Source organism: Pseudoduganella buxea (genome assembly GCF_009720835.1).
In the GTDB taxonomy this organism is placed as follows: domain Bacteria; phylum Pseudomonadota; class Gammaproteobacteria; order Burkholderiales; family Burkholderiaceae_D; genus Rugamonas; species Rugamonas buxea.
Genome location: NZ_WNKZ01000005.1, coordinates 55,157 through 71,711 on the forward strand (window position 1 = coordinate 55,157; position 16,555 = coordinate 71,711).

Below are 16,555 nucleotides of genomic sequence, written 5' to 3' on the forward strand. Positions count from 1 at the left end.
TGCACGACTAGCTTACATGGCGTTCTGTCAGGCCGTCTGAATGGAGCCTTGCTCTGGCCAGACGCCCTGATCGCGTTATTCCCACTGCGCAACAGACGTCGAGTTCGCCGAATGTATTAGAATTCAGGCTTCGATTGTCCAGCCATGCCACACCTTCGCTACCGAACTTCGCCGGTGCTTTCCCATTGAGGCCGTCTGCGGGTTCTCCGCCATTTTTCTCAACGGTTGCGCGAATTAAAACCCACAACGCAAACTGCAGCGCGCTTTGCGGAGTCTGATTAGAATAGAAATAGCAACGTTCAATGAACTCAACAGCTTACAAGTCCCGCCGCCTCTCCGTCGCGCCCATGATGGACTGGACCGACCGCCACTGCCGCGTGTTCCACCGCCAGATCACGAAGCACACGTGGCTGTATACGGAGATGGTGACGACCGGGGCGCTGGTGTATGGCGATGTCGAGCGGCACCTGCGCTTCAATGACGAGGAGCATCCGGTGGCGTTGCAGCTGGGGGGCAGCGATCCGAAGGACCTGGCCACCAGCGCGAAGCTGGGCGAGAAGTGGGGGTATGACGAGATCAACCTCAATTGCGGCTGCCCGTCCGAGCGAGTGCAGAAGGGCGCCTTCGGAGCCTGCCTGATGGCCGAGCCGGAGCTGGTGCGCGATTGCGTCAAGGCCATGCGCGACGCCGTCAGCATCGACGTCACCGTCAAGCACCGCATCGGCATCAACGAGACGGAAAGCTACGACTTCGTGCGCGACTTCGTCGGCCAGGTGGCCGAAGCGGGCTGTTCGACATTTGTCGTGCATGCGCGCAATGCCATCCTGAAGGGGCTGTCGCCGAAGGAGAACCGCGAAATTCCGCCGCTGAAATACGAGTATGCCTACCGGCTCAAGCGCGATTTTCCCCAGTTCGAGATCCTGATCAACGGCGGTATCAAGACGGAAGCGGAGATCGACGAGCACCTGCGCCACGTCGATGGCGTCATGCTGGGCCGCGAGGCGTACCACAACCCCTACCTGATGGCCACGTTCGACCGGCGTTATTACGGTGACGACGACGCACCCGTCAAGTCGCGCGAGGAAGTGCTGCGGGCGATGATGCCGTATATCGCCGCGCAACTGGCCAAGGAGGGCGGGCGCGGCCTGAAACTCAATACCATCACGCGCCATATGCTGGGGCTGATGCAGGGACTGCCTGGCGCCAAGACGTTCCGCCAGACCCTGTCGGACTCGAAGCGGCTGGCAGCGGGCGATCCGGCCCTGTTGCTGGAAGCGATCCGCCGCATCGGCTGACATTCCCGCCCGGTCGTGCGGCGCCCGCCGCGCGACCAGTAACAGCCGGTCGTTGTAATTTCACGTCACTCCACCGCAGCAAATCCCGTCCCGTCGCGTTTCGCAGTGCATTCCCTCGTACTGTCGCTTTTTCTCCAAAGAAAGTTCAATGGACCCATCTCGCGGTCTGATGTCGCTTGCCCATCGGCAATGCTCCCAACTATAATTTCCTTATAGACATATAGTTGTGTTGTAGCAAAACATCGTACAAGCGGGGAAAACGACACCTTGCTGGTTTTTTCCACGGCTTGTTTTGCATTCGCAGTCAACATTTGCTACTGTAAGTACTTGCGCTACGGCAATGATAAGTGAGTTGTGTAAATCTTATCGGTCGTACATAAAACGTCACTACGACACCCTTTACGAAGAGCCGAAATGAATCTAAGCAAAATGAAAGTCGGAACCCGCCTCGGGCTCGGGTTTGCACTGGTACTGCTGTTCCTGATTGCCGTGACGGTGGTCGGCATCTTCCGCATGGCGCAGATCCAGGACCGGCTTGACCACGTCGTCAGCGTCAACAATGTCGTCACGCGCCTCGTGACCGAGATGCGGCACAACGTTCAGGACCGCGTCGGTTCGTTGCGCGTGCTGACGATGATCTCCGACCCGGCCGACATGGAAGCCGATTTTGCCCGCCTGAAAGAGCAGACTGCGAAGTACGAAGCGCTGCTGAAGAAGCTGGAAGCGCAGTTCGCCATCGAGGCGGCACCGGAAGAGAAGAAGCTGCTGGCCCAGATCAAGGAATACGAAGCTGTCGCGATGCCGGCCATCGAGCGCGCTTCCGCGCTGTGGCTGGCCAATGACGCCATGGGTGCGACCCGCATCCTGATCAAGGAAATCAAGCCGGCCCAGACCAAGTGGCTGAGCGCACTGGACCAGCTGGGTGCTTTCGAAGACAAGCTGAACAACCAGGTGAAGATCGACGCGGCCGAAGGTTTCGACAGCGCCCGCACCTTCATGATCGGCCTGGGCGTGCTGGCCGTGCTGATCTCGGTGGCCGCTGCCTACGTCATCACCCGCGGCCTGCTCAAGCAGCTGGGCGGCGAACCGGAATACACGGCGTCGATCGCCGGCAGCATCGCCAACGGCGACCTGTCCATCGCCATCGACACCTCGACCACCGACAAGGGCAGCCTGCTGGTGGAAATGAAGGAAATGCGTGACAGCCTGGTGGGCATCGTCGGCCAGGTGCGCGTCGGTACGGAAACCATCGGTACGGCCTCGCGTGAAATCGCCGCCGGCAATATCGACCTGTCCTCGCGCACCGAAATGCAGGCGTCGTCGCTGGAGAAGACCGCGTCGGCGATGGAAGAGCTGACGTCGACCGTCAAGCAGAATGCCGACAATGCCCGCGAAGCGAACCAGCTGGCCGCCAACGCATCGGACGTGGCCCGCAAGGGTGGCGCCGTGGTGTCGCAGGTGGTCGACACGATGAGCTCGATCAACGAATCGGCCAACAAGATCGTCGATATCATCGGCGTCATCGACGGTATCGCCTTCCAGACCAATATCCTGGCGCTGAACGCCGCCGTCGAGGCAGCACGTGCCGGCGAACAGGGCCGTGGCTTCGCCGTGGTGGCATCCGAAGTGCGTAACCTGGCCCAGCGTTCGGCCGGCGCCGCCAAGGAAATCAAGGCGCTGATCGGCGACTCCGTCGAGAAGGTCGAGCGCGGCTCCAAGCTGGTCGGCCAGGCCGGCGTGACGATGGACGAAGTGGTGGCCTCCGTGCGCCGCGTTACCGACATCATGGGCGAGATCGCCAACGCCAGCCAGGAACAGAGCGCCGGCATCGAGCAGGTGAACCAGTCCATCATCGAGATGGACGGCATGACCCAGCAGAACGCCGCGCTGGTGGAAGAAGCGGCCGCCGCCGCCCAGAGCCTGCAAGACCAGGCATCGGAACTGGCCCGCGTGGTCAGCATCTTCAAGCTGGAAGCCGGCGAAGAGCGTGCCGTGCAGGCCGCCACCGCCGCCTCCACCGCCCGTACCCCGGTGGTCAAGGCCCTGCCGGTACGTACCCCGGCACCGCGCAAGGCAGTGGCAGCACCGCAAGCACCGGCCAAGCCGAAGAAAGTGGTGGCCAGCGCCGCTGCCGGCGCGGACGAGTGGGAAGAATTCTAAGCAATCCGGGAATGCCGCCCTGGGGGCGGCTTGCACAGACACGTTATCGAACATCCGTTGGAATAAAAATGAACAAACAACTCACCGGCTGCAAAGCCATCGCCCTGATCGCAGCAACCCTCTTCGCCGGCAGCGCTTTTGCCGTGGAAGTACCGGCATCGGTCGATGCCCGCAAATGCAAGGCCGACTACCCGAAAGCGTCGCTGCTGAACGAAGAGCAGGGCGCTGTGACGATGGCCTTCCTGGTGTCGCCGGGCGGCGATGTGATGGAGTCGAAAGTCGAGAAATCGAGCGGCTACAAGAACCTGGACAAGGCGGCCATCAAGGCCCTGACCGCGTGCAAGTTCAAGCCGGGCATGAAGGATGGCGTCGTGGCGCAGACCTGGACCAAGGTCGATTACGTTTGGTCGCTGTAATTAATTTTGATCAATTCAAGGGGAAATCAAATGACGACGAATAAGCGTTTCATGGGTGTTGTGGCCGCGGTGCTGGTGGCGTTCGCGCCGGCCGCGTTTGGCGCGGAAGTACCGGCATCGTTCGATGCCAAGAACTGCAAGGCCGATTATCCGAAGGCCTCGCTGATGAACGAAGAGCAGGGCACCGTGTCGATGTCCTTCCTCGTGTCCGCATCGGGCGACGTGAAGGATTCGAAGGTCGAGAAATCGAGCGGCTTCAAGAACCTGGACAAGGCGGCCATCAAGTCGCTGTCGGCCTGCAAATTCAAGCCGGGCTCGAAGGACGGTTCGCCGGCCGAAACGTGGACCAAGGTCGACTACGCCTGGAAACTGGACTGATCGCGTTTTACCCTGCAAAAACCGGCTTCGACAAGCCGGTTTTTTTATGTCCGCGGCCATGGCGTCGCCATGCCCTATTGAACGCCGCGCACATCTGTTAATCTGCTGGTATCGTCTGCCTGGTTTTTACGTCATGACCTACCCGTCCCGCTTGTCCCTGTCCGTCCTGTCGCTTTGCACCGTGACCCTTGGCCTGTCCGGCTGCGGCATGATGCGCAATCCCCATGACCCCGCGCGCCAGAAACAGACTGTGTCTGTCATTAATGCCATGACGTGGAACAATCCCCTGTCCGGCAAGCGCGACGGCGTGCGCACCAGCTGGCCGCTGGCGCAACTGGCCAATCACGAGGAGATATTCCCTCTGGCCCAGATCAGGCATTGCCCCGGCGTGGCAGCCACCTGTGCCTGGGGCGTGCTGAGCACGTCGCGCACCATCACGCGCTACGATTATGTACCCGGCGGCATATCGGTCGACCTGGGCCTGGTCGTGGACGTGCACCGGCGCCAGCAGGATCGGCGCCGCAATTTCCACACTTCGATGGCAATCCCGGCCGACGTGGCCGCCCTCAGCTACCAGAAAAAGGGCAAGGAAGCCGTGGCACTGCCTTACGGGAAGGTCTACCACGTCGAAATGGAATACGGCATCCGTTACGATATCTGTGCCCAGCGGCTCGACGCGGCAGGGCGTGCGCTGGATAAATGCGATATTCCGTATATTTGATTTCGAGGGAAACAAGGGTTTCCCACTTCGAACGGGAGAGTTCAGATGGCACAGTCGAAATCGTCGGGTAGTCAGAACAAGCAGTCCGCCACCCAGGCGGAACAGGAGTCGTCCTCGGCGGACAAGAAAGCCAAGAGCGGCAAGGACGCTGCCAGCCACACCAAGGCGGGCAGCGACAAGGGTGCCGGCGGGGGTAAGAAGCAGGCGCGCAAGCATTGATAAGAGAAGCGCCGCGACCGACCGTCGCGGCGCTTTATGGTGGATGCCTTGTGTTTGCCATGTGCACGCTGTAACCGTGTGTAAAACCACGGCAGGCAGGCGTGATTTTCCCTAGAATGGTCTATTGGGAGGAAAATACCATGCGAACCTTGTTGATTCTGCCAGTCCTCGTTGCCGGGCTTGCCGGCTGCGCCGTACCTGGCCCGTATTATGCTGCCCAGCCTGTCGACCCCTATCAATGGCGAACGGTGTCGGTCACGCCGGTACCGGTCGGTACGGGCGCGCGCGCGGGCTCGCAAGTGGAGTATCGGGATGTTCCGACAGTAACGTATGCGCCGGCGCCCGTGTATGCGCCCGCGCCGATCTATGCACCGGCACCTGTGTATGCAGCGCCGGGTTACGCTTCACCGTATTACTGGCCGCCCGTGTCGATCGGCCTGGATTTCGTGTTCAGCAGCCACCGCCATCGCGGCTGGGGCGGGCGCGGCTGGCACGGCCGCGGCCGGCGCTGATCAGCGCAGCAGGAACAGCGTGCCCTGGGTCAGGGCATCGGCCGAGCACAGCAGGTAGGTCGACGTGGCAACGAAGCCGAGGATGATCGTGCTGGTCAGGTGAAGGTGGCGTAGCATGGCGGGACTCCCAAAGGTGCCCGGATTTGATCGTTTTGATCGTTTTGATCGGGCATGGAGTCATCTTAAGTGAGGCTTAAGCCACCGTCATCGGCAAAAGGTGCGAGACCTTGTAGGAATAACGCTCGCGGTCTGGCGGCTTTATCCGGACAATAAAAAACGCAGGCGCGCAGCCTGCGTTTTTTATTGTCGAGCCGCTCAATGCCGCTGAATACTTATTTTCGGCCGAAGGTAATGACGTTGCTGGTCGGGGCCGTGTCCATTGCGTCGGAAACGGTCAGCCATTCCATCAGCAGCTCGGGATGACGCAAGGTGATATTGGTGCCGTCGATAAAACCGACCAGTTCCAGGGTGCTGGGATTCATCTTCGCCTTCGACACCGTGGGTGCCAGCGCGATCAGGCGGTCATACGCCTTGCGTACCTTGTTTTCCCACTTGTGCAGGCTGCTCTCGTCGAAGCGGTTGGCTTCGAAGTAGACCGTCAGCGAGCCGTCCGGGTTGCCGAAGCCGACAATGCCGGCACCCTTGCGGATCGTCGTCGAGGCGCCAAGGTCGAACATTTCCGTGGGGGTGAACACACCGACGCGGCCCCCGAAGCTGGGGTGGCCGACAGGCGTGTCCTTGCTGTAGGTGGTGAATTCTCTGCCGGGATTGTCTTCTGCCATGATGGGGTGCTTGCCTTGGAATCGATGCTGTTACGATCCTGTTATTCTAGCGCTAAACTAATTCCACTTGGAAACTTTCGGCGCCACTTTCATAGTATTTCGTCGTTCCCTTGCGCTGTGTCCCATTCCTGCATACGAAACGTCGCTTATCCCACGCGCAGGCCCAGCTCCGCCACCAGCTCGGCCGCCTGGCGGGGCGAGATCCAGGCGCCCTTGAACGGTTTCGTGTCCGTCAGGCGCAGCCCGCCCAGGTCGGCGCCGCGCAGGTCGGCATCCTCGAAGCGGGCCCCCTTCAGGTTGGCGTTCCTCAGGCTGCCGCCTTCGAACACAGTGTCGCGGAAGTCGCAGCCGGCCAGGTCGGCGTCGGACAGGTCCAGCTGCACCAGCGTGGCCTTGCGCAGCGACAGGCGGCGCAGGTCGGCGCCGATCAGCAGGCACTCCTCGAACACAAGGCCCAGGTGGGCCACTTCCTCGAATTTCGCACCCGTCAGCTTGCAGCCCTTGAAGGTGCTGGAGGCCAGCTTGGCGCGGCGCCAGCTGCTGTTGTTCAGGTCGCAGCTGGCAAATTGCGCGTCGGTCAGGTCGGCCGATTCGAAATCGGCTTCGCGGCCGCGGCAGCGCTGCCACGTGCTGTGGCCCAGGTTGGCCGCGTACAGCGACGTTTCGGCCAGGCTGCAGTTGCTGAAGGTGGCGCCCCGCAAATCCAGGCGCGACAGGTCGGCACCATCGAAGTCGCAGGTGTCGAAGCTGGGGGTGCCCTGGGCGAGAAGGGTGGCGACGTCGTCGCGCGTCAAGGTCTGGCCGGATACCTGCATGAAAAATGCTCCACAAAACAAAAAGCCCCATGCATGGGCACGGGGCTTTTCGATGAATTCGGTGGGGTGGCTGATGGGGCTCGAACCCACGACAACAGGAATCACAATCCTGGACTCTACCAACTGAGCTACAGCCACCACTGAACTGCTTTACTTCTTTTCTGCCACGCTTTCTGTGACAGAGGCCGCATTATACATAGCGGTTTTACTTTCTGCAAATCTAAATTCCGAGGTCGGAAAAATCCGGGACAGTCCCCGAAACATCCGGGACAGTCCCCGAATTTTCCGGGACTGTCCCGGACTTTTCTGCATTCAGCCCAGCTTGACGTGTTCGATGCGCGGTGTCAGCCCCAGCAGGCCGCGAAACGCTTCGGCCAGCACGTCGGCACCGGCCGTCGTGTAGCCGTGCAGCTGCGCCACGCCGGCCGGGCGCAGCAGGCCCGCGCCTTCCAGCAGGCGCCCCAGCTGGCGCGCCACGGCGTCGCCCGTGTCGATCAGGGTAACGGGCGTGCTGGCGTGTTCGCTGACGATGCGGCGGATGATGTCTTCCACGAAGGGGTAGTGCGTGCAGCCCAGCACCAGCGTGTCGGCACCGCCTTCCAGCAGCGGCACGACGTATTTTTCCAGCATCGCCTCGGTCGCCTCGGACCCCAGCTCGCCCAGTTCGATCTGGTCGACCAGGCCGACGCAGGGCTGCAGCAGGAAGCGCGCGTTCGTCGCCGCGGCGATCTGGTCGCGCAGTTGCAGGAATTTTTCGCCACGCAAGGTGCGGTCCGTGGCCAGCACGCCCACGGTGCCGCTGGTGGTGGCGGCGGCGCCAGGCTTCAGGCCCGGTTCGACGCCGACGATGGGCATGCCCGGCCACTGGGCGCGGATGGCCTTGATGGCGGCCACGGTGGCCGTGTTGCAGGCCACCACCAGCGCCTTGGCGCCGTGGCCGAACAGGAAGCCGGCCACGGCCAGCGAGCGCTCGACCAGCCATTGCTCGCTGCGGCCGCCGTAGGGGGCATAACCCGAGTCGGCAAAGTAGGTCAGGTGTTCATGGGGCAGCTGCGCGTGGATATGGCGCAGCACCGACAGCCCGCCCACGCCGGAATCGAAGATGCCGATCGGCGCGTCCGAGGCCGCGTTGTGGACGGGCTGTGTCATGGCTTCCCCTTATGCCGGCACGGCGTTCTTCAGCGACTCGATCTTGACGGACCATTCCTTCGGACCAGTCTGGTGCACCGAGGTGCCGGTCGAATCGACGGCCACCGTTACGGGCATGTCGACGACGTCGAACTCGTAGATCGCTTCCATGCCCAGGTCCTCGAAGCCCACCACCTTGGCGTGCTTGATGGCCTTCGAGACGAGGTAGGCGGCGCCGCCGACGGCCATCAGGTAGGCCGACTTGTGCTTCTGGATCGATTCGATGGCCGTCGGGCCCCGCTCGGCCTTGCCCACCATCGAGATCAGGCCGGTTTTTTCCAGCATCATGTCGGTGAACTTGTCCATGCGCGTGGCCGTCGTCGGGCCGGCCGGACCGACCACTTCGTCGCCGACCGGATCGACCGGGCCCACGTAGTAGATGACGCGGTTGGTGAAGTCCACCGGCAGGGTTTCGCCCTTTGCCAGCATGTCCTGGATGCGCTTGTGCGCGGCGTCGCGGCCCGTCAGCATCTTGCCGTTCAGGAGCAGGGTCTGGCCCGGTGCCCACGAGGCCACTTCTTCCTTGGTCAAGGTGTTCAGGTCGACGCGCTTGGATTTCTCCGTGTCCGGCGCCCAGCTCACGCTCGGCCAGTCGGACAGCTTCGGCGGCTCGATATAGGCCGGGCCGGAGCCGTCCAGCACGAAGTGGGCGTGGCGCGTGGCGGCGCAGTTCGGGATCATCGCCACCGGCTTCGAGGCCGCGTGGGTCGGGTACATATTGATCTTCACGTCCAGCACCGTCGTCAGGCCGCCCAGGCCCTGGGCACCGATGCCCAGCGCGTTGATCTTGTCGCACAGTTCGATGCGCAGCTCTTCCAGCTTGTTCTGGGGGCCGCGCTGCTTCAGTTCATACATGTCGATGTCTTCCATCAGCGACTCCTTCGCCAGCAGCATGGCCTTCTCGGCGCTGCCGCCGATGCCGATGCCCAGCATGCCCGGCGGGCACCAGCCGGCGCCCATCAGCGGCACGGTCTTGAGCACCCAGTCGACCAGCGAGTCGGAAGGGTTGAGCATGACGAACTTGGTCTTGTTCTCCGAGCCGCCGCCCTTGGCCGCCACGGCCACTTCCACCGTATTGCCTTCGACCAGTTCCATGTGCACGACGGCCGGCGTGTTGTCCTTCGTGTTCTTGCGCTCGAAGTGCGGGTCGGCCACGATGGAGGCGCGCAGCTTGTTGTCGGCGAAGTTGTACGCGCGGCGCACACCTTCGTTGACGGCGTCCGTCACGGTGCCGCGGAAGCCTTCGAAGCGCACGCCCATGCCGATCTTCAGGAAGACGTTGACCATGCCGGTATCCTGGCAGATCGGACGCTTGCCTTCCGCGCACATGCGCGAATTCGTCAGGATCTGCGCGATGGCATCCTTGGCGGCCGGGCTCTGTTCCGCATCGTAGGCGCGGGCCAGGTGCTGGATATAGTCGGCGGGGTGGTAATAGCTGATGTATTGCAGCGCTGCCGCCACGGATTCGATCAGGTCGTCTTGCTTGATGATGGTCATGTTAAAACTCACTAGCGGTTGGCTGGATTAGTGTTGCTTGGATTCGTTGTGGGTGGTCGACATCAGGCGGTCCGTGTAGGCAATCGCCATGGCCGACGCCAGGAAGGCGACGTGGATCACCGTCTGGGCGATCAGCACCTTGGGCTCGTAGGCCTGGGCGTTAATGAACGTCTTCAACAGGTGGATCGACGAGATGCCGATGATGGCCGTGGCCAGCTTGGTCTTGAGCACGGCGGCATTCACGTGCGACAGCCATTCGGGCTGGTCCGGATGGCCTTCCAGGTTCATGCGCGACACGAAGGTCTCGTAGCCGCCCACGATCACCATGATCAACAGGTTCGAGATCATGACGACGTCGATCAGGCCCAGCACCACCAGCATGATGGTGGTTTCGTTCAGCTTGGTCGGCATGGCCGCGCCGGGCACCGTGACGGCCTGGAAGATATGCTGCAGCGACGCTTCGTTGCCCATGGCGGCACCGATCAGATCCTTCAGCTCGACCCAGAAGTGGAACACGTAGACGCATTGGGCCAGGATCAGGCCCAGGTACAGCGGCAGCTGCAGCCAGCGCGACATGAAGATAAAGGATGCGATCGGGCTGAGGCGCGGGCCGGCCGGGCGATTGGGGTCGGTCATCGTACTGCTTCTCCTGTTGGACTTGCGGGCAAAAAACACCCGACATTCTACACCCGTCGGTTCCTTGCCGCTCTTCAAGACCATCGTTTTGCGGCCGCCCGCCACACCCGCCAGGCCCTGCACCGCACGGGCGTGATGTTGTTGTCGGTAAGTAACGGATGAGCAGGAATGTTTTGCCTTGTGGCATTATTTTCTCTACACTCTCGTCCTTCCCGGAAGCCTTCGACACCTGCCGCGCCCGCGCGCCGGCCTGGGAGGCGACGCCTTTCCAACCATATCGGATCGAAAATGTTCAATAGCCTGAAAATCGGCACGCGCATCAGCTTGATGCTTGGCGTGCTGTTTGCTCTCCTGCTGGCCGTCAGTGTCATGTCGCTCATCAGCGTCTCGCGCAACAACGACGGCATCCGCGACCTGAAGTCGAGCAGCGGCGGGCTCGTGACGGCGCAGAACGCGATGTGGGAGTTGCGCTTCGGTGTGGCCAACTTCATGACCGGCAACGAGCAGGCCCGCGCCAAGATCCTGGGTGACGAGAAGAAATGGGCCGGCATCATCGAGGACAGCCTGGGCGCGTTCGCGCAGACGGCCGGCACCGACGAAGAAAAGGCGGGGCTGGCGCAGTTGCAGGAAGCCTACCGTAAGTACGTCGAATCGCGCCCGCGCTGGTTCGAGCTGTATTCGGCCGGCCAGGTGGAGGAGGCCGCCGACTGGCGTGCCAAGCACACCAACAAGTACGGTGCCGAGACCGTCAAGGCGTTCAAGGACATGATCGAACTGGAAAAGCGCATCGCCGATGCCGAGGTGGCCGCGCTGCTGGCCGCCAACGACGCCTACCGCACCGTGCTGGTCGTCGTCGTCGTACTGGCGCTGGCGTTCTCGGCCATCATGGGCTACCGGGTCGTGCGCTCCGTCGTCGTGCCCGTGCGGGTGGCCGTGCGACTGGCGGAAGCCGTCAGCCGCGGCGACCTGACGGGCCATATCGAGGTGCGCTCGAAGGACGAGATCGGCCAGCTGATGGGAGCACTCAAGACCATGAACGAGAACCTGGTGGGCATCGTCGCCCAGGTGCGCAGCGGCACCGACACGATCGCCACCGCTTCCGGCGAGATTGCCGCAGGCAACCTGCACCTGTCGCAGCGCACCGAGGAGCAAGCCGGGTCCCTGCAGCACAGCGCCACGTCGATGGGCGAGCTGACGGCCACCGTGAAGCAGAATGCCGACAATGCACGCCAGGCCAACCAGCTGGCCCAGTCGGCCTCCGGCGTGGCGGTCAAGGGCGGCGCAGTGATCGGGCAGGTGGTGGCCACGATGGACGCGATCAACGAGTCGTCGCGCAAGATCGTCGACATCATCGCCGTCATCGACGGCATTGCCTTCCAGACCAATATCCTGGCCCTGAATGCCGCCGTGGAAGCTGCCCGTGCGGGCGAGCAGGGCCGCGGCTTCGCCGTCGTCGCTTCGGAAGTGCGCAACCTGGCCCAGCGTTCGGCCAGTGCCGCCAAGGAAATCAAGGCCCTGATCGGCGACTCGGTGGACAAGGTCGACGCGGGCAGCCGCCTGGTGGCGCAGGCGGGCAGCACGATGACCGAGGTGGTGGATGGCGTCAAGCGCGTCACGGACATCATGGCCGAGATCACGGCTGCATCCGTCGAGCAGAGCGCGGACATCGAACAGGTCAACCGCTCGATCGGGCAGATGGACGCGATCACGCAGCAGAATTCCGCCCTGGTGGAGCAGGCCTCCGCGGCCGCCACGTCGCTGCAGGACCAGGCGGGCAGCCTGGCCCAGGTCGTCGCCGTGTTCAAGCTGCACGCGCCGGCACGGCAACAGGCCGGCCACAAGCTGGCCGCGCTGGCACGCTGACGGGCGGGTAGTACTGGGCCGGCATCGCCGGCCATCATGGATTGTGAGTAGAATGACAGGATTGCCATGCCCGGCCGCGGCAGGCCGGCTGTAAGGGGGGTGTAAGGCGTTCCTTTTACTGTCATGGCAAACAACTATTACCATGATGGAGACCAGCATGACAGCTCAAGGCACGGAACAACAAGGCCCTATCGAATCGCGCGTGTTCGCGCCACCCGCGTCGTTCACCGCACAGGCCAATGTGTCGGGCATGGAGGCCTACCAGGCCCTGTGCGACGAAGCCGCGCGCGACTACGAAGGCTTCTGGGCCCGCCTGGCGCGCGAGAACCTGGACTGGCAGACGCCGTTCACCCGCACCCTCAACGAAGACGAAGCGCCGTTCTACAAATGGTTCGAAGGCGGCAAGCTGAACGTTTCGTACAACTGCCTGGACCGCAATCTGCAGAACGGCAATGCCGACAAGACGGCCATCATCTTCGAGGCCGACAACGGCGACGTCACCCGCGTCACGTACAAGGAACTGCACGAGAAGGTCGGCAAGTTCGCCAACGGCCTGAAGTCGCTGGGCATCAAGAAGGGCGACCGGGTCGTCATCTACATGTCGATGTCGGTCGAAGGCGTGGCCGCCATGCAGGCCTGCGCCCGCATCGGCGCTACCCATTCCGTCGTGTTCGGCGGCTTCTCCGCCAAGAGCCTGCAGGAGCGCATCATCGACGCCGGCGCCGTCGCCGTCATCACGGCCGACGAGCAACTGCGCGGCGGCAAGCAGCTGCCGCTCAAATCCATCGTCGACGAAGCGCTGGCGATGGGCGGCTGCGACACCATCAGGAATGTCGTCGTGTACAAGCGCACGGGCGGCAATATCGGCTTCACCGAAGGCCGCGACGTCTGGCTGGCCGACCTGGTGGACGGCCAGAGCGCCGACTGCGAACCGGAATGGGTCGATGCCGAGCACCCGCTGTTCATCCTGTATACCTCCGGCTCGACGGGCACGCCGAAGGGCGTGCAGCATTCCACGGGCGGCTACCTGCTGTGGGCATCCCTGACGATGAAGTGGACCTTCGACATCAAGCCGGACGACGTCTACTGGTGCACGGCCGACATCGGCTGGGTCACGGGCCACACGTATATCGCCTACGGCCCGACGGCGGTGGGCGCCACCCAGGTGATCTTCGAAGGCATTCCCACGTTCCCGCACGCGGGCCGCTTCTGGGACACTATCGCCAAGCACAAGGTATCGATCTTCTACACGGCGCCGACGGCGATCCGCTCGCTGATCAAGGCTTCCGACGTGGACGAGAAGGTCCACCCGAAGAACTTCGACCTGTCCTCGCTGCGCCTGCTGGGCACGGTGGGCGAGCCCATCAACCCGGAAGCGTGGATGTGGTACTACCGTAATATCGGCCAGGAACGCTGCCCCATTGTCGATACTTTCTGGCAGACGGAAACGGGCGGCCACATGATCACGCCGCTGCCGGGCGCAACGCCGATGGTGCCGGGCTCCTGCACCTTGCCGCTGCCGGGCATCATGGCCGCCATCGTGGACGAATCCGGCGCCGACGTGCCGAACGGGCACGGCGGCATCCTCGTCGTCAAGCGCCCGTGGCCGTCGATGATCCGCACCATCTGGAACAACCCCGAGCGCTTCAAGGCCAGCTACTTCCCCGAAGAGCTGGGCGGCAAGTACTACCTGGCCGGCGACGGCGCCATCCGCAACAAGGACACGGGCTACTTCACCATCACGGGCCGCATCGACGACGTGCTGAACGTGTCGGGCCACCGCATGGGCACGATGGAAATCGAATCGGCCCTGGTCGCCAATCCGCTGGTGGCGGAAGCGGCCGTGGTGGGCCGTCCGGACGAAACGACGGGCGAATCGATCTGCGCCTTCGTCGTCCTGAAGCAGGCCCGTCCGACGGGCGAGGAAGCCAAGCGGCTGGCAACGGAACTGCGCAACTGGGTCGGCAAGGAAATCGGCCCCATCGCCAAGCCGAAGGAAATCCGCTTCGGCGACAACCTGCCGAAAACCCGCTCCGGCAAGATCATGCGCCGCCTGCTGCGCGTGCTGGCCAAGGGCGAGACCATCACGCAGGACGTCTCCACCCTGGAGAACCCGGCCATCCTGGAGCAGCTGAAGGAAAGCGCGTAGAGGTAGGTGAGGGGGCCACGGTCTCCTTGCCTGAAAAAAACTTTGTACTCTACAGAATCCGCGCTATAATCTGCGCCTCTCGCAACGCGGGAGAAGCAGTACAGAAGGACACCAGGAGAGGTGGATGAGCGGTTGAAGTCGCACGCCTGGAAAGCGTGTATAGGTTAATAACCTATCGGGGGTTCGAATCCCCCTCTCTCCGCCAGGAACACAAATGTGAAAAAAGCCACCCTCGGGTGGCTTTTTTGCATTTGTTTTCTGGCGGAGAGAAGGAGGGTCCCTGCGGACCCTCCGCGGGGGATTCGAAGACCTGCGCTTACCAGCGCGGGGCTCTCCGAATCGCCCATCTGTCGTTGCTTGGGGATTTTTCCGCACAGCGGAAAAATCCCCAAGCAACGGCCCGGCGCGCCGAGGGCGCGCTTCGTCACTCCGTTCCCGCTCGCTTCGCTCCGCCAAACAATCCCCGCTCCGCAACCGCTCCGCAACCGCTCCGCTAAAGGCAATCCCGGCAACGAGCAAAGCGACGTTGCCGGGCCCCCAAGCTCCGCGCCGCTCCGCCTCAAACCCCGGCAACGCGCAAAGCGACGCCGCCGGGCCCCCAAGCTCCGCGCCGCGCCCGCCAATCCCGGCAACGAGCAAAGCGACGTTGCCGGGGCCACCAGCCCAAACCCATCTACGCCCACTGCCCGGCCACGCACGGCACCCCACGCACATCCCAATCCCACAAACACTAGCCCCTCCACCCCCAACAACCAAGCTAAACTACCCAAATCTCCATCACCCTAGCCAAGCAAACCCAACCCGCACCCCCACCACCCGAAAGACCAACATGCCAATGATCGCCGACGCTTTCGAAAACTATCTTGTCGAAGCAACCGCCATGCAGATCGCAAAAGAATGCGACCAGGACGGCATGCTGGCCGCGGCGATCCATGCCAGGCACAAGGTCAGGAAGACCGACCTGCAGCTTTTTTTCGACAGGGCAAACGAGGCAAGCGCGAAAACCTGGGAACGCTACTTCTACACCTACTGTCTGATTGTCTATGCGTCGGCGGCATACCGGGACGTCGATGCGATCTGCAAGCAACGCAAGGGCGGGCTGGAGGACGTGGAAGTCATCCCCCATTGGTCGCGGAAAGCGAAAAGCTACCCACTGAAATCGGTCGTGTTCCAGGAGCCGCTCAACTTATTCCCCGGCCTGTCCACCGAGAACCTGTCCAACAACAGGACAATCATCGATCAACACATGGTCGCCAAGTACCAGGACGGCACCAGCAAATCGATGGCGATGATGCAACATAACCCACAGGGTGAGCTCACGGCCAGCCAAAGGGCTGCGCAATCGATGCGAAAGGTGGAGAACATCATATCGAGCTCGGTCCAGCCGACTACCCCGATCAAACAAGGCGTCAACTTTGAAACCGTCAGTACCCCCATCAGCAAGACGCTGGGCGGTACAGCGCAGCACATTGTGCTGAACCAGAATATCGCCGATGTGACAGAACAGTACGATGCAAGCACGAGTAATGCGAAAAAGCGCATGATCGCAAAGGAAATCCACGATCACGTGGCGGCACTTTACCTGGATGCCGTGGCGCTGACAAAGGCAGGCGAGGAGCACTACGATAACTTGTTAAAGAACTATGAAAATGCCATGAAGTTGACGCAGCAGTCATCCGATATCTTTCATATCAAGGCTGTCCTGACCGATGCAAAACAGAACTGGGCGACCTACAGGGCGGAACTGGTGATCGCCATTACCCGGCTCAAGGACGCCACGAAAGACGATTTCCCCTTGAAGTGAAGTTTGCAGCGGCCGGCGTCGTGCCATTCGTGCACGGTCGCCCGAGTCCCGACCGCTTCCTGCCGCCGTTCCGTCACGACAAGCATCGCGCCCCCAGCACGCAAAAAGGGCCCCCAAAGG

Annotated in this window: 15 protein-coding genes and 2 tRNA genes; 11 read left to right on the top strand and 6 right to left on the bottom strand. The window is 62.4% G+C overall.

Translation table 11 applies throughout. The annotated features are described in order from the left end of the window. The first annotated feature begins 302 nt into the window (after positions 1–302). The 7 genes from dusA to GM672_RS03275 all read left to right on the top strand — a co-directional run bounded on the left by dusA (position 303) and on the right by GM672_RS03275 (position 5,701). Positions 303–1,295: a tRNA dihydrouridine(20/20a) synthase DusA gene (gene dusA, locus GM672_RS03250; protein WP_155469088.1), complete on the top strand. Its 993-nt coding sequence runs from the start codon at positions 303–305 to the stop codon at positions 1,293–1,295. Positions 1,296–1,724: 429 nt separating this feature from the next. Then, positions 1,725–3,455: a methyl-accepting chemotaxis protein gene (locus GM672_RS03255; protein ID WP_155469089.1), complete on the top strand. Its 1,731-nt coding sequence runs from the start codon at positions 1,725–1,727 to the stop codon at positions 3,453–3,455. Between the two features lie 68 nt (positions 3,456–3,523). Beyond that, the gene (locus tag GM672_RS03260) at positions 3,524–3,871 is read left to right on the top strand and encodes an energy transducer TonB (protein ID WP_155469090.1); all 348 of its coding nucleotides are present in this window, start codon (positions 3,524–3,526) and stop codon (positions 3,869–3,871) included. Between the two features lie 30 nt (positions 3,872–3,901). Continuing rightward, positions 3,902–4,249 (top strand): energy transducer TonB, encoded by a 348-nt coding sequence (locus tag GM672_RS03265; RefSeq protein WP_155469091.1) that lies wholly within the window; start codon positions 3,902–3,904, stop codon positions 4,247–4,249. Between the two features lie 133 nt (positions 4,250–4,382). Continuing rightward, positions 4,383–4,970: a hypothetical protein gene (locus tag GM672_RS03270; RefSeq protein ID WP_155469092.1), complete on the top strand. Its 588-nt coding sequence runs from the start codon at positions 4,383–4,385 to the stop codon at positions 4,968–4,970. A 45-nt stretch (positions 4,971–5,015) separates the two neighbouring features. Beyond that, entirely contained in the window at positions 5,016–5,189 is a 174-nt protein-coding gene (locus GM672_RS28220; RefSeq protein WP_170299907.1) for a hypothetical protein, read from the top strand. Positions 5,190–5,329: 140 nt separating this feature from the next. Continuing rightward, entirely contained in the window at positions 5,330–5,701 is a 372-nt protein-coding gene (locus GM672_RS03275; RefSeq protein WP_155469093.1) for a hypothetical protein, read from the top strand. Between the two features lie 332 nt (positions 5,702–6,033). On the opposite strand, the gene GM672_RS03280 is transcribed toward GM672_RS03275, so the two are convergent. The 6 genes from GM672_RS03280 to GM672_RS03305 all read right to left on the bottom strand — a co-directional run bounded on the left by GM672_RS03280 (position 6,034) and on the right by GM672_RS03305 (position 10,619). Further along, complete coding sequence (locus GM672_RS03280) at positions 6,034–6,483, bottom strand: hypothetical protein (RefSeq protein ID WP_155469094.1); 450 nt, start codon at positions 6,481–6,483, stop codon at positions 6,034–6,036. 146 nt (positions 6,484–6,629) lie between these two features. Beyond that, a complete protein-coding gene (locus GM672_RS03285; RefSeq protein ID WP_155469095.1) occupies positions 6,630–7,298 on the bottom strand; it encodes a pentapeptide repeat-containing protein in 669 nt (222 codons plus the stop codon). Between the two features lie 62 nt (positions 7,299–7,360). Then, positions 7,361–7,436: transfer RNA gene (locus tag GM672_RS03290), tRNA-His, on the bottom strand. A 174-nt stretch (positions 7,437–7,610) separates the two neighbouring features. Further along, positions 7,611–8,447 carry a glutamate racemase gene (gene murI / locus GM672_RS03295; protein WP_155469096.1) on the bottom strand — a complete coding sequence of 279 codons (837 nt, stop codon included), beginning with the start codon at positions 8,445–8,447 and terminating at the stop codon, positions 7,611–7,613. Positions 8,448–8,456: 9 nt separating this feature from the next. Next, positions 8,457–9,983, bottom strand: a complete 1,527-nt coding sequence (locus tag GM672_RS03300) for a fumarate hydratase (protein ID WP_155469097.1) — start codon at positions 9,981–9,983, stop codon at positions 8,457–8,459. Positions 9,984–10,010: 27 nt separating this feature from the next. Continuing rightward, complete coding sequence (locus GM672_RS03305; protein ID WP_155469098.1) at positions 10,011–10,619, bottom strand: YqhA family protein; 609 nt, start codon at positions 10,617–10,619, stop codon at positions 10,011–10,013. A 288-nt stretch (positions 10,620–10,907) separates the two neighbouring features. Here GM672_RS03305 and GM672_RS29115 point away from each other — a divergent pair, with 288 nt between their 5' ends. The 4 genes from GM672_RS29115 (at position 10,908) to GM672_RS03325 (ending at position 16,435) form a co-directional block, all read left to right on the top strand. Then, positions 10,908–12,482 (top strand): methyl-accepting chemotaxis protein, encoded by a 1,575-nt coding sequence (locus GM672_RS29115; RefSeq protein WP_155469099.1) that lies wholly within the window; start codon positions 10,908–10,910, stop codon positions 12,480–12,482. A gap of 157 nt (positions 12,483–12,639) precedes the next feature. Then, positions 12,640–14,631, top strand: coding sequence for an acetate--CoA ligase (acs, locus tag GM672_RS03315; RefSeq protein WP_155469100.1), 1,992 nt, complete (start codon positions 12,640–12,642; stop codon positions 14,629–14,631). 114 nt (positions 14,632–14,745) lie between these two features. Beyond that, positions 14,746–14,836: transfer RNA gene (locus tag GM672_RS03320), tRNA-Ser, on the top strand. Positions 14,837–15,460: 624 nt separating this feature from the next. Further along, positions 15,461–16,435 carry a hypothetical protein gene (locus GM672_RS03325; protein ID WP_155469101.1) on the top strand — a complete coding sequence of 325 codons (975 nt, stop codon included), beginning with the start codon at positions 15,461–15,463 and terminating at the stop codon, positions 16,433–16,435. Positions 16,436–16,555: the final 120 nt, after the last annotated feature.

Bases quoted from the DNA above. Each gene is read 5' to 3' on its own strand.
- dusA (WP_155469088.1), top strand. From the start codon at position 303: ATGAACTCAACAGCTTACAAGTCCCGCCGCCTCTCCGTCGCGCCCATG.
- GM672_RS03255 (WP_155469089.1), top strand. From the start codon at position 1,725: ATGAAAGTCGGAACCCGCCTCGGGCTCGGGTTTGCACTGGTACTGCTG.
- GM672_RS03260 (WP_155469090.1), top strand. From the start codon at position 3,524: ATGAACAAACAACTCACCGGCTGCAAAGCCATCGCCCTGATCGCAGCA.
- GM672_RS03265 (WP_155469091.1), top strand. From the start codon at position 3,902: ATGACGACGAATAAGCGTTTCATGGGTGTTGTGGCCGCGGTGCTGGTG.
- GM672_RS03270 (WP_155469092.1), top strand. From the start codon at position 4,383: ATGACCTACCCGTCCCGCTTGTCCCTGTCCGTCCTGTCGCTTTGCACC.
- GM672_RS28220 (WP_170299907.1), top strand. From the start codon at position 5,016: ATGGCACAGTCGAAATCGTCGGGTAGTCAGAACAAGCAGTCCGCCACC.
- GM672_RS03275 (WP_155469093.1), top strand. From the start codon at position 5,330: ATGCGAACCTTGTTGATTCTGCCAGTCCTCGTTGCCGGGCTTGCCGGC.
- GM672_RS03280 (WP_155469094.1), bottom strand. From the start codon at position 6,483: ATGGCAGAAGACAATCCCGGCAGAGAATTCACCACCTACAGCAAGGAC.
- GM672_RS03285 (WP_155469095.1), bottom strand. From the start codon at position 7,298: ATGCAGGTATCCGGCCAGACCTTGACGCGCGACGACGTCGCCACCCTT.
- murI (WP_155469096.1), bottom strand. From the start codon at position 8,447: ATGACACAGCCCGTCCACAACGCGGCCTCGGACGCGCCGATCGGCATC.
- GM672_RS03300 (WP_155469097.1), bottom strand. From the start codon at position 9,983: ATGACCATCATCAAGCAAGACGACCTGATCGAATCCGTGGCGGCAGCG.
- GM672_RS03305 (WP_155469098.1), bottom strand. From the start codon at position 10,619: ATGACCGACCCCAATCGCCCGGCCGGCCCGCGCCTCAGCCCGATCGCA.
- GM672_RS29115 (WP_155469099.1), top strand. From the start codon at position 10,908: ATGTTCAATAGCCTGAAAATCGGCACGCGCATCAGCTTGATGCTTGGC.
- acs (WP_155469100.1), top strand. From the start codon at position 12,640: ATGACAGCTCAAGGCACGGAACAACAAGGCCCTATCGAATCGCGCGTG.
- GM672_RS03325 (WP_155469101.1), top strand. From the start codon at position 15,461: ATGCCAATGATCGCCGACGCTTTCGAAAACTATCTTGTCGAAGCAACC.